This is a genomic window from Akkermansia muciniphila (genome assembly GCF_040616545.1).
In the GTDB taxonomy this organism is placed as follows: domain Bacteria; phylum Verrucomicrobiota; class Verrucomicrobiia; order Verrucomicrobiales; family Akkermansiaceae; genus Akkermansia; species Akkermansia muciniphila_E.
Genome location: NZ_CP156688.1, coordinates 276,692 through 291,538, shown reverse-complemented (window position 1 = coordinate 291,538; position 14,847 = coordinate 276,692). Strand labels below are relative to the sequence as shown.

12 protein-coding genes are annotated in these 14,847 nt (G+C 61.9%); 2 read left to right on the top strand and 10 right to left on the bottom strand.

The window, feature by feature from the left end:
* Nucleotides 1-8 precede the first annotated feature (8 nt).
* Both ABGM91_RS01150 and mce read right to left on the bottom strand, forming a co-directional pair.
* A complete protein-coding gene (locus ABGM91_RS01150; RefSeq protein ID WP_215428891.1) occupies nucleotides 9-1,574 on the bottom strand; it encodes an acyl-CoA carboxylase subunit beta in 1,566 nt (521 codons plus the stop codon).
* Between the two features lie 34 nt (nucleotides 1,575-1,608).
* A complete protein-coding gene (gene mce, locus ABGM91_RS01145; protein ID WP_102713951.1) occupies nucleotides 1,609-2,031 on the bottom strand; it encodes a methylmalonyl-CoA epimerase in 423 nt (140 codons plus the stop codon).
* A gap of 167 nt (nucleotides 2,032-2,198) precedes the next feature.
* On the opposite strand from mce, the gene ABGM91_RS01140 reads away from it, so the two are divergent.
* Together ABGM91_RS01140 and rplS are read left to right on the top strand one after the other, a co-directional pair.
* Nucleotides 2,199-3,737 carry a TIGR03790 family protein gene (locus ABGM91_RS01140; protein WP_354833075.1) on the top strand — a complete coding sequence of 513 codons (1,539 nt, stop codon included), beginning with the start codon at nucleotides 2,199-2,201 and terminating at the stop codon, nucleotides 3,735-3,737.
* Between the two features lie 110 nt (nucleotides 3,738-3,847).
* On the top strand, nucleotides 3,848-4,195 hold the full coding sequence (gene rplS, locus ABGM91_RS01135; RefSeq protein WP_102713861.1) for a 50S ribosomal protein L19: 348 nt from the start codon (nucleotides 3,848-3,850) through the stop codon (nucleotides 4,193-4,195).
* 224 nt (nucleotides 4,196-4,419) lie between these two features.
* Here rplS and ABGM91_RS01130 read toward each other — a convergent pair whose 3' ends face one another.
* The 8 genes from ABGM91_RS01130 to ileS all read right to left on the bottom strand — a co-directional run bounded on the left by ABGM91_RS01130 (nucleotide 4,420) and on the right by ileS (nucleotide 14,816).
* Complete coding sequence (locus tag ABGM91_RS01130) at nucleotides 4,420-5,181, bottom strand: DUF4328 domain-containing protein (protein WP_354833073.1); 762 nt, start codon at nucleotides 5,179-5,181, stop codon at nucleotides 4,420-4,422.
* Nucleotides 5,181-6,854, bottom strand: a complete 1,674-nt coding sequence (locus tag ABGM91_RS01125; protein ID WP_354833071.1) for a discoidin domain-containing protein — start codon at nucleotides 6,852-6,854, stop codon at nucleotides 5,181-5,183. The genes ABGM91_RS01130 and ABGM91_RS01125 overlap by 1 nt, the downstream gene beginning before the upstream one ends.
* A 255-nt stretch (nucleotides 6,855-7,109) precedes the next feature.
* Nucleotides 7,110-8,843: an alpha/beta hydrolase gene (locus tag ABGM91_RS01120; protein WP_354833069.1), complete on the bottom strand. Its 1,734-nt coding sequence runs from the start codon at nucleotides 8,841-8,843 to the stop codon at nucleotides 7,110-7,112.
* A gap of 37 nt (nucleotides 8,844-8,880) precedes the next feature.
* Nucleotides 8,881-10,107, bottom strand: a complete 1,227-nt coding sequence (locus ABGM91_RS01115; RefSeq protein WP_215428885.1) for a cysteine desulfurase — start codon at nucleotides 10,105-10,107, stop codon at nucleotides 8,881-8,883.
* A 3-nt stretch (nucleotides 10,108-10,110) separates the two neighbouring features.
* Nucleotides 10,111-10,593 (bottom strand): rhodanese-like domain-containing protein, encoded by a 483-nt coding sequence (locus ABGM91_RS01110; protein WP_215428884.1) that lies wholly within the window; start codon nucleotides 10,591-10,593, stop codon nucleotides 10,111-10,113.
* A gap of 19 nt (nucleotides 10,594-10,612) precedes the next feature.
* Nucleotides 10,613-11,275, bottom strand: a complete 663-nt coding sequence (locus tag ABGM91_RS01105) for a DUF1573 domain-containing protein (RefSeq protein ID WP_354833067.1) — start codon at nucleotides 11,273-11,275, stop codon at nucleotides 10,613-10,615.
* 7 nt (nucleotides 11,276-11,282) lie between these two features.
* Complete coding sequence (locus tag ABGM91_RS01100; RefSeq protein WP_354833065.1) at nucleotides 11,283-12,056, bottom strand: signal peptidase II; 774 nt, start codon at nucleotides 12,054-12,056, stop codon at nucleotides 11,283-11,285.
* A 30-nt stretch (nucleotides 12,057-12,086) separates the two neighbouring features.
* Nucleotides 12,087-14,816 (bottom strand): isoleucine--tRNA ligase, encoded by a 2,730-nt coding sequence (ileS, locus tag ABGM91_RS01095; protein WP_354833063.1) that lies wholly within the window; start codon nucleotides 14,814-14,816, stop codon nucleotides 12,087-12,089.
* Nucleotides 14,817-14,847 lie beyond the last annotated feature (31 nt).

Below are 14,847 nucleotides of genomic sequence, written 5' to 3'. Positions count from 1 at the left end.
AATGGATGTTAGAGCGGAATGTTGCCGTGCTTCTTGGCCGGGCGCACTTCCTTCTTGTTCATCAGGGTGCGCAGGGCAAAGGCGATCTTGGCGCGGGTTTCTTCCGGATTGATGACTTCCGTGATCTGGCCCATGCCGGCCGCCACGTACGGGTTGTAGAAGGCGTCCCGGTATTCTTCCAGAAGCTCTCCCTGGCGCTTGGCTTTTTCCGCAGGGTCTTCCACGGCTTTCAGTTCGCGGCCGTAAAGCACCGGAACGGCGCCTTCCGCGCCCATCACGGCGATTTCCGCGCCGGGCCAGGCAAAGACGGCGTCAGCGCCCAGGTCCTTGCAGCACATGGCGATGTAGGCGCCGCCATAGGCCTTGCGCATGATCAGCGTGACCTTGGGCACCGTGGCCTGGGAATAGGCGAAGATGAGCTTGGCCCCGTGGCGGATGATGCCGCCGCGTTCCTGATTCTTGCCGGGCAGGAAGCCGGGCACGTCCACCAGGTTCACCAACGGAATGTTGAAGGCGTTGCAGAAGCGGATGAAGCGGGCAGCCTTGTCCGAGGAGTCAATGTCCAGGCAGCCGGCTTTCACGTTGGGCTGGTTGGCGATGATGCCCACCACCACGCCGCAGATGCGGCCGAAGCCGACGACGACGTTCTTGGCGAAGTCCTTGTGCACTTCCAGGAAGTCCCCGTCATCCACCAGGCGGCTGATGATGGGCTGCACGTCCAGGGGGGTGCGGTTGTCTGCGGGGATCAGGTCGCTCATGCCTTCGTCCGCGCTCAGGTCAAGCGGGGTGTCCAGCTTGTGGGGCGGTTCTTCCGCGTTGTTGGAGGGGAGGAAGGAGAGGAGCTTCTTCAGGATGTCCATGGCGTGCGCGTCGCTGTCCGCCACAAAGTGGACGTTGCCGGACACGGTGGCGTGGATGGCCGCGGAGCCGATGTCGTCCATCGTGCACTTTTCATACGTGACCTGTTCAATCACCTTGGGACCGGTGATGTACATGCCGGCGTTGCCGGAATTGCGCATGATGATGAAGTCTGTCAGGGCGGGGGAATACGCCGCGCCGCCTGCGCACGGGCCCAGGATCATGGAGATCTGCGGAACCACGCCGGAAGCCAGCACGTTGTTGTAGAACACCTGGGCATAGCCGGACAGGGCCGCCACGCCTTCCTGGAGGCGCGCGCCGCCGGAATCGTTCACCGTCACCATCGGGATGCCGGCCTTCAGGGCGTACTTCTGGGCGTCCGCAATCTTCATGGCGTGCATGTAGCCGAGGGAACCGCCCTGGGCCAGGAAGTCGGAAGCCGCGCAGGCTACCGGACGTCCGTCCACCAGGCCGAAGCCGGAAACGACGCCGTCGCCGGGGATTTCCTTCTTGCCCATGCCGAAGTTGTGGCAGTTGTGGCGCACGTGCATGCCGATTTCCGAGAAGGTGCCGTCTTCAAAGAGGTACCCCATGCGGTCGCGGGCGGTCATCTCGCCCTTTTCATGCCTTTTGTCGATCTTTTCCTGACCGCCGCTGAGGATGACCTTCTTGCGGCGGCTGTTCAGATCGTCAATCAATTTGGGATCAATAGCCATTTGGTATAGTGGTATGGTGAATTCGGGAAAATGCTTACTTGCCGCATCCGCAGGAGCCGGGATGCTGGCAGAATTCGGTCAGAACGCCGAAGGTGCACTTGGGATGCAGGAAGGTGACCTGCGTGTTGTGCGCGCCGGGGACGGGCGGGTCGTTCAGCACGGTGAGGCCTGCATCCTTGGCCTTGGAGATATTGTCGGCAATGTCGTTGGTCTTGAAAGCGATGTGGTGGATGCCCTCCCCTTTTTTCTCAATGGCCTTGGCAATGGCGCTTTCCGGAGAGGTGGGTTCAAGCAGTTCAATGTGGACTCCGGCAACGTCAAACATGGCGACGCGCACCTTTTGCGTGGGCACTTCCTCAATGTGGGGCTCTCCGAATCCGAGCGCATCACGGTAATAGGGAACGGTGGCGTCAAGGCTCTTGACGGCGATGCCGATATGGTCAATTTGTTGAATCATATGCGTATGATGGTTGTAGGGAATGCAGGTGAAAGCCTGCAATACATCAGGAGCCATTAAAGCGGATTTTTTTTAGAAGTGAAGCGAAAAGCGGAAAAATGGCGAAATCACGGATGGCTCCGGTTCGCCTGCTTGATTGCCCCGCAGGATCAGGTATGGTAGGGGGTATGCTGAAGAGGGGATTAGCCGTATTGTTCTTTCTGGCGGCGTGGTTTTCCGCCGTCCGGGCGTATGAACTCCAGCCCGCGCATGTGGCCGTGGTTTACAACGGAAAATCGGAGCTGAGCCGGCGCATGGCCGCGGAATATGCTCGGGTGCGCGGCGTGCCGGAAAGGAACCTCATTTCCCTGGATTGTCCCGCGGCCAATGAGATTTCCCGGAAGGAGTACGAGGACCTCATCCGCGCGCCCCTCCTGCGTGCGGCCCGGGAACAGCGCTGGTGGGTGCCTTCCGGCATTGCCTCTGCCCCCATGATGGACCGGAAGATTTTCGCACTGGTGCTGATGGCGGACCTGCCGATGAAGATACGGCATGAAAATCCCGTGCCCCCTCCCGGGAAGGACGTGAACCAGATGCAGACGGACCGCGCCGCCGTGGATTCAGAACTGGCGCTGCTGGCTGTGGACGGATATGAAAAAAAATCCTGGCTGCCGAATCCCTATTATAATTCCAGGGAGGATTTTGTAGGCGCCGGACTTCCCACGTTCCTGGTGTGCCGCCTGGACGGCCTGACGGCGGAGACCTGCATGCGGCTGGTGAAAGAACCCGCGGAGGTGGAGAAAAACGGCCTGTGGGGGTGGGCGGTAGTGGACCGTGGCGGCCCCTACGCCCAGGGGGACGCGTGGCTGGACGCCGTGTTCCGGAGCGTGCGGGAGGCAGGCATGCCCGCCTACCTGGACGACTGGCCCCAGACGCTTCCGGAGAAGTTCCCGCTGAGCCGGGACACGGCGCTTTACTGCGGGTGGTACACGGGTACGGCAAACGGTCCGTTCACGGACCCCTCCTTCCGTTTCCGTCCCGGTGCGGTGGCCATGCACCTGCATTCCTTCAGCGCCTCGGATTTCAAGGTTCCCGGCACGGGGTGGAGCTCCGCCCTGCTGGAAAAGGGGGCGGCCGTGACGGTGGGGAACGTGTATGAACCGTTCCTGGGCGCGTGCCACCGCTTTGACATTTTTGTGGACCGGCTGCTGGACGGCTATTCCGTGGCGGAAGCCTCCTGGATGAGCATGCCCGTGCTGTCCTGGCAGGGGGTGGTGTTCGGAGACCCCCTCTACCGCCCGTATGCCCGCATGAAAAGCATGGATGTGAAGCCCACGGAAGAGGACCGCTACTTCCAGGGCTGGTGGGCTTCCCGGGTGCAGTTCGGGGACCGCTGGCCGGAGCGCTCCGCCCGGCTGCTGGAGACCGCCCGGAAGGCTCCCTCCTCCTGCCTTTATGAAGCGCTGGCCCTGGAATACCTGTACCGGAAGGATCCGGTGCAGGCCGGAAAGCTGGTTTTCTCTGCGCTGGACGGCGCGCCGGATGCCCGCACCCGCGCCCGCCTTCTGCTGGAATCCCTGCTGGTGGAGCGCGCCCAGGGAGGAGAAAAAGCGTGCCTGATGCGCATGGACAGCGTTCACGCGCTCATGTCTTCCTCCGCCTTTCTTCCGGCGCTGGAGGAATGGCGCGGCAGGATGGCCCCGCCTCCGGTCCCGGTTAAAAAATAAAATTGAGGCCGTACGGCAAATTTGGATTGCCTTTTAGGGGATTATGGCCCATATTCTGCGTCCCGTAAGTTTTCCTTTTACTGATATTCACCAGCAATAGATAACACAAGATGAACATTATCAACAAAATCGAGCAGGAGCAACTCAAGGCGGACGTGACCGCATTTAACGTAGGTGATACCATCAAGGTTCACACTCGTGTTATTGAAGGCGGCAAGGAACGTATTCAGATTTTCCAGGGCATCGTGATCGCCAAGCGCGGTTCCGGCGTCAATGAAGCTTTTACGGTGCGCAAGATTTCCTACGGTGAAGGCGTGGAACGCGTGTTCCCCCTGCACACCCCCCGCATCGCCAAGATTGAAGTCGTAAACCGCGGCAAAGTCCGCCGCGCCAAGCTTCACTATCTCCGCGGCCGCATCGGCAAGGACGCCATGACGGTGAAAGCCGCCAAGCGCTAACCGGAGGAATTGCTATTTTTGCTGGCCCGGCCCGCCGTGAGGCGTGGCCGGGTTTTTTATGCCCGGAAGGAGGTCTCCCATGAGGGTGCGGGGACGGATGGAAAGGGCCCCGGGCCTCTGTCTCAAAAAGCTTCCGTGAAGCATTGAGAATAGCCGGATACGGGAAAAAGCGGGAGGCTCCCGGCGGGAGCCTGCGGTAGAGGCGGGATTGTCCGGGGGAAGGGTCAGCGTACTGCCAGCCGCCTTTGCAGGGAATGGAAGTGGAGCATCATCAGCACGGAAACCAGCAGGCATGCAATAAAGGCCATGCCGTTGTACATGATGACGGGCCGCACCATGCCGTTCATCAGGGCTTCCAGTTCCCGGTCCAGCGCAAACGCGTTCCCCGGGTCTTCTTCCGCCCAGGCGCGGAAGGTCTGGAAGAAGCTGGCCAGGGGCTGGCACAACGTATACAGGAAGACGAGCAGGGAGCCCGGCACGCTGACGGCCCAGGCCGTCCATATCCAGCCCTTTCCGCGTGAAGGGCCGGGGGAGGACAGGGCCTTGTTGATGTCCAGCATGGCTTGAAGGGGCATCCATATGTTGCCCACAGGCAGGAAGAAGGAAAAGACGCAGAGAAGGGGCGTGCAGCGCAGCGCCCCCTTCTTCACCGTTTCCGCGTTCTGCGCCAGGCGGTAAACCAGCATCAGCCAGCAAATGACCAGCCCGGCGGTGCACAGGTAGAAAAGGCTGCCGTCCATGGTGAAGGGCGCCGTGCCTCCTGCATTCACATGGGTGAGGGAGACGGAGGCGCTTCCGCCCTCCTGAAGCTCCTTCACGGACTGGGCCACCGTTTCCGCGATGGACTGCTGAATCAGGGGAAGGTCATGAAAAACCAGGTACAGGGTGCCCCCTGCCAGCGCCAGCGCAAACAGGCACAGGAGGAAAAGGAGAACGCCGGTTTTCCGCAGGGGCGGGAACCCGGCTGGAGGCGGTTGCTCAGGCATTATTCTTCCTCAGGGGCGGGAGCGGGCGCGTCCGGCTCTTCTTCAGGGCCGTAGGCCTCCACCTCCGTCAGCGCCAGCGGGCGGGCGGGATTGGTGGATTCCACGCGCAGGGCGCGCGCCTTGACCGGAGCGTCCAGTTTCCAGGTGGTGACGTTGGTGGATTTTTCAGAGGGGGTGGTGGTGAAGGTCTTTTCCGCCAGCACGTTCTTGTCATTGTCGTACAGCAGCACCTTGAACTCCTCCATCGTGCCCAGCAGGGTCAGGTTGGCAGGAGTGTAAATGACCACTTTTTCCACGGTGCGGTTGGTCCCCGCGCCGAAGTCGATGCCGAACCAGGCATTTTTCCCTTCCACCACGCCGGTGGCGCTGATGGAGACATCCGCAAGTTCGGAACTGGTATTGCCGTCAACGGCCTTTTCCGGACCATAGGCGTCCAGCATGTTGCGGTTGGAGCTCTGGCGCACCTTCACGCCGGGCTGGAGGCTCCAGTTGACCTTGCCGGGTTCTCCGGAAGGTTTGGGGGCTGCCGGTGCGGGAGCGGGGGGCGCGGCGGGAGCCGGTACCGCAGGGACCGGAGCCGGAACGGCGTTATCCGTCATGGCCGGGACGGCGGGGGCAGGAATTGCCAGGGCGTGGCGGCGCGCCTCCCGGTTCGCCTTTCGCGCGGCGTCCGCCTTCGCGTTATTGTTCTTCTGCACCTGCTCGTTGTAGTCATTGCGCATTCTGGCCACATCCTTCTTGTACAGGATGCAGGTGTAAGTCAGCACAATGCCCACGATCAGGGCCGGGATAAGGTAATAGTAAATATTGGACTGCCCCTTCTGCGTATTCAGGGAGGGGACCGCCGGGGCGGCGCCCGTGACCGGAAGGGCGGCGGCGCTCCTGCCCGTGGGATTGGCAATCGCCTTGTCCAGGTCCGTGATGAAATCCCCCAGGTTCCGGTAGCGTTCCCGGGTATCCGGATTGATGGCGCGGGAAACCACCGCGTCCACGGCGTCGCTGCATTTGACCAGGGTGGAAGGCATGGCGAAGCCCGCTTCCATGGGCGTCTTGCGGGTCAGCAGAATGTAGAGCGTCAGCCCCAGGGCGTAAATGTCCATGCCCGGCGTGAACGTGGCCTCCGCTCCGGTGACCCATTCGGGGGAAGCGTAATCCCCCATGTCCACGGGGGGCTGGGCCGGATAAATGTTGATGGGCAGCAGCAGGGCGTCACCGCCGTCCGCCCTCAGGCAGATCAGCTTGGGCGTGATGCCTCCGTGAAAGATGCCCTTGCGGTGCAGCGTCAGCAGCCCTTCCGCCATGTTCCGGACCAGGTTGAGCGCCACCTGGGGGGGGATTTGGGGAAGCTGCTCCAGGTCCGCCAGGCGCGGATAGGGGGAATGCTCGGAAATGATGAAGGTGAACGGCCCTGCCTGCCCCACTTCATAAACCCGCAGAAGGCCCTGGTGCGCCTGTTCCACGATGGTGAGGGAGCGCACGATGAATTCCGGGTCCCAGCCGAAAACGCCGGCTTCTTCCGTGGGGACCACCCGCAGCATGACGGGCGCAAAGTTGGATTTCAGGGTGGCCGTAAAAATCTGCTGGGGGCCTTTGGTTCCGGTGAGCCGGATGTTTTCCAGCTGGGGGAAGAGAGCGGAAATCTGGTCCATGGAAAGGGAGTCGTCGTCGGGCATGGAGGAGGGGGAATAGTATTGGCAAATACTCTAGCTTGAATCCTCTGCCGGAAGCAACTCTATAAGGGGGCATATTGCCGGAGGGAGGAATTTTTCTTCTTCCTCCCGGCCGCGGCACGTCCGTTCCCGGCAGAAGCGGAGGAATGTTTTTCCGGCAGTGAAGGCGGCATAAAAGGTGCGGAAGAGCGCAGAACGGAGGCGCCCGGAAAGAAACAAGGCAGTTGCTCCGTGCTCCGGGGCAGGGGAACGCCCGCTTTACGGCCTCTTCAGGATGACGGGCGGCGCGGGATTGGTCTGCCACACCGGGGTGGCGGCCCTGGCGTCTGCTTCCTCCAGCGCCTGGCGGCCCTTGACCCTGGCCAGGTGTTCGCGGAGGATGCGCCGCAGTTCTACGGCGGCGGCGGGGTCATCCTGCACGCTGTGCCCGGACGGGACGATTTTTTCACTCTCGCTCCAGTCCAGATGGGAGGAACGGTATTTCACCACCCCGTCGGAGGAGTGGGGCGTGTCATTCCTGCCCCTGTCGCCAATGATGGAATGAACCGGAACGGAGGGGGAGCCGCGCAGCTCGGACATGTACTTGACCAGGGAGGAGTTGGGGGAAAGCTGGCGGATGCTGGTGAGCTCGTCCTTCAGCTGGAGGGGATTCAGCAGGAACATGCCGCGGCTGAGGGTGGCGATGCGGGTGACTTCTTCCAGCATGTCCGCGGGGAGGTCGATCAGGCGCTGGCCCAGCCGCCCTATCCAGTTGTCCGCAAAGGTGGAGCCGCGGTGGGGCGTGGCCATGTACACGATGCGCGTGACGCCCCGGGCTGGGGAGAAGATGAAATTGTTCTGGAGCTGTTCCAGCGTGTGCTCGTCGCAGTGCAGGGGTTCCAGCCCGGTTTTCCAGTTCTCCAGCGTCATGTCCGCAAAGGTCTCCGGGGGCAGTTCAAACAGGCCCTTCATCAGCGTCCACGGCTTGGTGGAATTGTTGAACCGGGTGATGAGGCCGCCCATGGAGTGCCCCACCATGACGATGTTGTTCATTTCTTTGGAGGCGCCGCGGGGGTTGTACTCCTTCATCAGTTCCTCCAGCGCCTCCCGCTGCCTGCTGGCCGGAATGGTCCAGGCCAGCCCGGACGGATAGCCGAAGAACCAGAACTGGTAGTTTTCCCGGATGACGGGGTCCACCAGCAGGCGGTTGGTCAGGTTGGCAAAGGTGGCGGGGCCGGACATCAGGCCGTGGGTGAACAGCACGGGAATTTTCTTGGGATCGTACGGTTCGGAAAAATACAGCCCCATCGTATTGATGGCCTTCTTGGGGCGGAACGCGCCCAGCAGTTCCGTGCCGTCCGCGTCGGAAAGCTTCCAGAACAGGGCGATGGGTACGGAGAAGTTGGCCGCCAGAGGGTGCCGCACCTTGTTCTTGCCGATGAAGATGTGCTCATTCATGAGGCGCGGGATGGTGCGCAACGCCGGTTTGCCGTCCACCACGCGGTCAAAATCCAGAATGGCCGTCAGCGTGTGCACGTTGCCGTTGTCCTTCAATACGTTGGCATGGGGCCGGGAAACGCCCTGGGGCGCCAGGCCCGCCAGAGGAATGCCCATGCCTTCCACGGTTACGCTTTCACGCAGGCGGAAGGTGGGGTCCACCTCGTCGGACATGTAGATGGCTTCATAGAACCACGGATTGCTGTCCTTGGCGTAAGGGGCTTTTTCAATGATGAAGGGGAGGCTCCGGCGCGTCCTCTCATTCATGCCGCCCTCGCGTTTGGCCTCTTTCAGGTGCGCGGCCAGTTCCCGGATGCACGCGTTGTATTTCTTCCTGGCTTCCGGCCATTCCCTGCTGCGGCGCGGGTCCGCAAGGATGAGCCATGCGGCGTGCGCCTCCCGGATGGCCGCCGCGTCATCCTGGTAATGGGTGTACGCCGTCCCCTGCTGCTGGTGCAGGGAGCAGCCGGAAAGGCCCAGAACAAGGCCTAAAAGAAGGGCGGAAGCCGTTTTCATGGTAGGAGAGGGGGGAGGGCCGTTGCGGGCGCGGGGGTCAGGAGAGCATTTCCAGAGACCTGCTCATGGACTTGAGGAAGGCCTGCACTTCCTCCTCCGTGTTGTACAGGGCGAAGGAGGCGCGGGTGGTCCCGGTGGTGCCCAGGGCGCACATGAGCGGCTGGCAACAGTGGTGCCCGGTGCGCACGGCAATGCCCATCTGGTCCAGCAGGGTGCCCAGGTCATAGTGGTGGATGCCGTCCGCCAGGACAGAGACCACGGAGCTGTGCGGCACGTCCGGAGCCAGCACGGTCAGGCCCGGCATGGCCTTGAGGCCTTCCACGGCCATGTCCGTCAGCTTCTGTTCATGGGCGGCGATGTTGTCCAGCCCCAGCCCGGAGACGTAGCGGATGGCGGCGGCCAGCCCAACGGCCCCCCCGACGTTGGGCGTTCCCGCCTCATACTTGAAGGGAATGTCGTTGTAAACGGTTTTGTCAAAGGTGACCTCCTTGATCATCTCTCCGCCGCCCATCCACGGCGGCAGTTTTTCCAGCAGCTCCCTTTTTCCCCACAGAACGCCGGTGCCTGTGGGGGCGTACAGCTTGTGCCCGGAGAACGCGTACAGGTCACAGCCCAGCTCCTGCACGTCCACCTTCATGTGGGAGACGGCCTGCGCGCCGTCAATCAGCACGATGGTGTCAGGCCTGTTCTCTTTGGCCAGCGCGGTGATCTCCCGCACGGGATTGACGGTGCCCAGCGTATTGGAAACGTGCCCCACGGCCACGATGCGCGTGCGGGGGGAAAGCAGTTTTTTATAAGCCTCCATGTCCAGCGTCTGGCCCGGCGTCAGGGGAACGACCTTGAGGACGGCTCCCGTGCGTTCGCAGAGCATCTGCCAGGGAACGATGTTGGAGTGGTGCTCGGAGGCGGTCAGGATGACCTCGTCCCCCGGCCGGATCATGCCGGATTTGGCGATGGTGTCCGCCGCCAGATTGATACCCATGGTGCACCCGGAGGTGAACAGGACTTCCGCCGTTTCCGGCGCGTTGATGAACCGTGCCGCCGTTTCCCGTGATTCTTCATGCGCTTCCGTAGCCAGCTGGCTCAGGTAGTGGGAGCCGCGGTGCACGTTGGCGTTCCGGGTCTCGTAATAATTCCGGGTGGCGTCCAGGACGGCCAGGGGCTTCTGCGTGGTGGCCGCGTTGTCCAGGTAAATGAGCGGTTTGCCGTGCACGCTGGTCTCCAGGATGGGAAACTGCGGGCGGATGATTGCTGTGTCAAGCATGGCTTATGGTACAAGTGAGGGTTCTTTGCGCAGTTCGTCCCATCCGCCTTCCAGGATGAAGATGGGCGCGCGGATGCCGTATTCCGGCTTTTTCAGTTCATTGGCTACGGCTGCGCTGGAGGTGCAGTCCCTGCTGCAAAAGATGACGATGCAGTAGCCCCGGTCTTCCGCCGTCATCAGGGCTTCCATGGCGTTCGCCAGAAGCTCCTGGTAATTGGCGTCCGCCGGGCGCACGGGGTAGACGGGGGCCTGCGTGACGGTGTGGCGTTCAAAGTCGTCCTGCTTTCTGGCGTCTATCCAGATGACCTTTCCCGGCCATTCCTTCATCACCTGGGACAGGCACACGTGCCCTTCCTCCAGCGTCTCCGGGTTGCAGGGCGGCGTGCGGAACGGCTGGAAGACGCGCAGGTCCAGCGCGGCAATGCCCACCGCCAGCAGGAATACGGCCAGCAGGAGCTTCAGGGCGGTGGAAAGGGCGTCTCTCATGGCGGAATGGGGCGGGCGGTCAGTCTTCCTTGATGGTCAGGAACCCCATCTGGCGCTTGTAGCGCGGCACGGTGGAATCCGTGCGCACCCAGATGGTGTTGAAGGCGGGCTTGTCCGTGGACTTGGGGGTGACGATGATCTTGTATTCCCGGCCTTTTTTGACGGTGACGGGCTCATAATTGAAGGCGTCCCCGGTCAGGTCCACCGTGGTCAGGTTGACGGGCAGTTCCTTGGAAATGGTGATCCTGATGGTCTTGGGGGCGGGGGCCTCCCCCCTGGTCCATTCCAGCTTGCGGGGCTCCATGCGGATGATGTCCGGGATTTGCGCCCGTATCACCAGCTTGTACGCGGAGCCGTTGGCGTGGACGGTCATGTCCTTGTCCACCGTGCCGGAAAAATTGCCGGTCTTCATCACGGCGCTGATGACGCCTGACTCCCCCGGAGCGTACGTCAGCTTGTTGTCCTTCGCCCCGGCGGTCGTGCAGTCGCAGGAGACGTGGATCTTGCTGATGGTGACGGGTGCGCCGGAGGTGTTGGTGAAGGGGAAGGAGGCCGTAATGCTGTCCTGGTCCGGAGCCACTTTCACCGGAACCACCGTTTCCTTGAAGGACAGTTCATCCTTGCCGGAGGCGGTGCCCCCGCACAACAGCAGCCCTGACAGAATGGCGGTCCGTATGGTCATGGTCGTTTCAGGATGGTTTTTCCTCTTTCTTCCTGGCGGAGAAGATGCTGGCGATGAAGAAGATGATCGCCGCCACGAAGATGCAGGAGTCCGCCACGTTGAAGGCGGGCCAGCGGTAATTGAAGACGGGGATGGTCACGTCAATAAAGTCCACCACGTAGCCGTTCATGAGCTTCGTGAAAAAGCTGTGCGTCTGTTCGTAGGGAATCAGGAAGCCCTGGATGAGGCGGTCCGTCAGGTTGCCCGCCACGCCCGCCAGCAGCAGCACGTAAGACAGCTTGAGCCATACCGTGTGGAAGAAGTTTTTCCGGTAAAGCACGATGAGGGCCACGATGGCGAGCACGGGGATGGCCAGGAACAGGTAGCTGGACCACACCGTTCCGTTCCCCATGCCGAAGGCCACGCCCGTGTTGTGCACGCGGGTGATGTTCACCGTTCCGTCCAGGAAGGAGATGGGCTCCAGCTCCCTCAGCTTGTTCAGGGCGTCCACCGTATGCGGGTTCAGGTCCGGGAACTGCGCCAGGTCCGCCGCCGGAACGCGCGCGTTCGTGGCGAAGTCAAGCGTTCCGTCCGCGTTGACATGGTGGAAGCCCGGGAAATCAGGCAGGTACGCGTACTTCTGGGCTTTCTCGTTCAGGTAATTCAGCGGGAAGCGATGGATGATCCACAGCTTGCTGGCCTGGTCCAGGGCATAAAGCCCCAGCCCCAGCAGGCTCCACCAGAGCCAGCCGGGAAGCGTTTTCTTACGGGGTGCGGTTTCCTTTTCCGTCTGGGAGTCCATAAAAGGTCGGGGGATGGGAGGTTGCCGTTCTCAGGAGAGGACTTCCGCGCAGCGTTCGCACACCTCGCAGCCGTCTTCCACGGGTTCATACCGGCGGCAGCGCGGGCACATGGCGTGTTCCGTTTTGGCGGCGGCGGCCGCCAGTTCCGGACCGCTCTTCAAGTCCAGGTCCGCAATGATGAAGAACTCCGTGGCAAAGGCCCGGTCTTCCAGCAGCGCCACCACGTCCTCGCTTTCGTTTGCCGGGACGGTGAGGGAGATGGAAGCCTCGTTGTTCTTGGAGAAGGCCTTGGCCTTCACCTGTTCTTCAATGGCCACCTGGATGACGGACTTGATTTCCTGAAGGCGGGAGATGGCGGAGGAAGCCTCCTGCGTGTCGTACTCCGGCATCGGGGCGGGGAAGTCCTGCTCGTGCACGCTGCCTTCATACCCGGCGTATTCCCAGGCTTCATCCGCCGTGAAGGCCAGGATGGGGGCCAGCAGGCGGCACAGGGCCTTGAAAATGATCGTCATGGCCGTCTGCGTGGCGCGGCGGCGCACGGAAGTGACGTCGTCGCAGTACAGGCGGTCCTTGGTGGTATCCACGTACAGGGCGGAAAGGTCGCTGGAGCAGAACTGGTTGATGACGCTGAACGCCTTGCGGAAATCATAAGCTTCATAGGCCTTCAGCGTTTCCTTGATGACGGCGTTCAGGCGTTCCAGAATCCAGCGGTCCAGGATGGGCATGTGTTCCGGGGCGACGGCCTGCGTGGCGAAGTCAAACCCGCTGATGTTGCCCAGCAGGATGCGCAGGGTATTGCGCAGGCGGCGGTAGGGCTCCGTGACCTGCTTGAAGAGGTCTTCCCCGAAGGGGACTTCATTTTGCCAGTCCACGGAGGCGGCCCACAGGCGCACGATGTCCGCGCCGTACTTGTCGTAATAATAAGCCGCGTCAATGGGCTTGCCGCTCTTGGCGTCTGACTTGGAGGTCTTCTTCCCGGTGTCCTTGTCCACCACGAAGCCGTGGGTCATCACGGCCTTGTACGGGGCCTTGCCGCGCCAGGCGACGGAAAGCATCAGGGAGCTCTGGAACCAGCCGCGGTGCTGGTCCGTGGCTTCCAGGTACAGGTCCGCCGGGGCGTCCAGTCCGGGGCGGGAATCCATGACGGCCATGTGGGAGCAGCCGGAATCAATCCAGACGTCCAGCGTATCCTTCCCCTTCTTCCAGCCCTTCGGCAGACCGAGGCGTTCGCACAGGTCTTCGTCGGAAAGTTCAAACCAGATATTGGAGCCGTGGGCCTCCACCATGTCCGCGATCTTGCGGACCACGGCGGCGTCCAGGACGGCCTTCCCGTTTTCGTCAAAGAAGACGGGCAGGGGTACGCCCCAGGTGCGCTGGCGGGAGATGCACCAGTCCGGGCGCGCCTCCACGGTGCCGTAAATGCGGTTGCGGCCCCAGGCAGGCAGCCACTGCACCTTGTCGATTTCTTCCAGGGCCTGCGGACGCAGTTTGTCCATGGAAATGAAGAACTGTTCCACGGCGCGGAAAATGATGGGCGTCTTGGAACGCCAGCAGTGGGGATACTGGTGGCGGTATTCCTCTACGCCGAAGAGGTTGTTATCCTTCTCCAGCATGGCGATGACGTCCTTGTTGGCGTCAAACACGTGCTTGCCCACGAGGGCCGGAACGCCTACTTCTTCCGTGTACTTGCCGTCGTCATCCACGGGGGAGAGGACGGGCAGGCCGTACTGGCGGCCCACGTTATAGTCGTCAGAGCCGTGGCCGGGCGCGATGTGGACGGCCCCCGTGCCGGTGTCCGTGGTCACGAAGTCCGCCAGGATGATTTTTGACGTGCGGGAAAGGAAGGGGTGCTGCGCTTCGCAGTTCTCCAGTTCGGCGCCCTTGAACTCGCGGATGGTTTCCGCCAGGGCCCAGCCCGTCTTCTGGGCGAAGGCGTCCAGCAGGTCTTTCAGGATGATGAGGGTTTCCGTCTGGCCGTCCTTCATGAACTTGCCGGCCACGTACGTGAAGCGGGGATGCAGGGCAATCCCCACGTTGGCGGGCAAGGTCCACGGTGTGGTGGTCCAGATCACCATGGAGGCCTCCAGGCCAAGCGGGTTGTCAAGTAGCGGGAACCGCACGAACACGGAGGGGCTCACCTTCTCCTTGTAATCAATCTCCGCTTCCGCCAGCGCCGTGTAGGCCCCATAGGACCACTGCACGGGCTTGCGGCTCTGGTAAACCGCGCCGTCTTCCACCAGCTTGGCAAACACGCGCAGGATGTTGGCCTCATACGCCGGCTTCATGGTCAGGTAGGGATGCTCCCAGTCACCGAAAACGCCCAGGCGGCGGAAGGAAGTCCGTTGAATGTCAATAAAGCCCCTGGCGAATTCCGCGCAGCGGCGGCGGATTTCAGCCGCATCCAGGTCACGGGCCTTCTGCACCACCTTGAACTCAATGGGGAGGCCGTGGCAGTCCCAGCCGGGAACGTAGGGCGCGGCATAGCCGGCCATGGTCTTGGATTTCAGGACCAGGTCCTTGAGAATCTTGTTCAGGGCCGTGCCCATGTGCACGTCGCCGTTGGCGAAGGGGGGGCCGTCATGAAGCAGGAACCGGGGTGCGCCCTGTTCCATCCTGCGGGACAAAATTCGTTCGTACAGTCCAGTGTCTTCCCACTTTTTCAGGCGTACGGGTTCGTTTTTTGTCAAATCCCCCTTCATGGGGAAGCCGGTCTCCGGCAACAGGATGGTGTCTTTATAATTCTTTTCGGGCGCACTCATGCGCGTGAAAAGTTAGCATCCGTCTTGACAG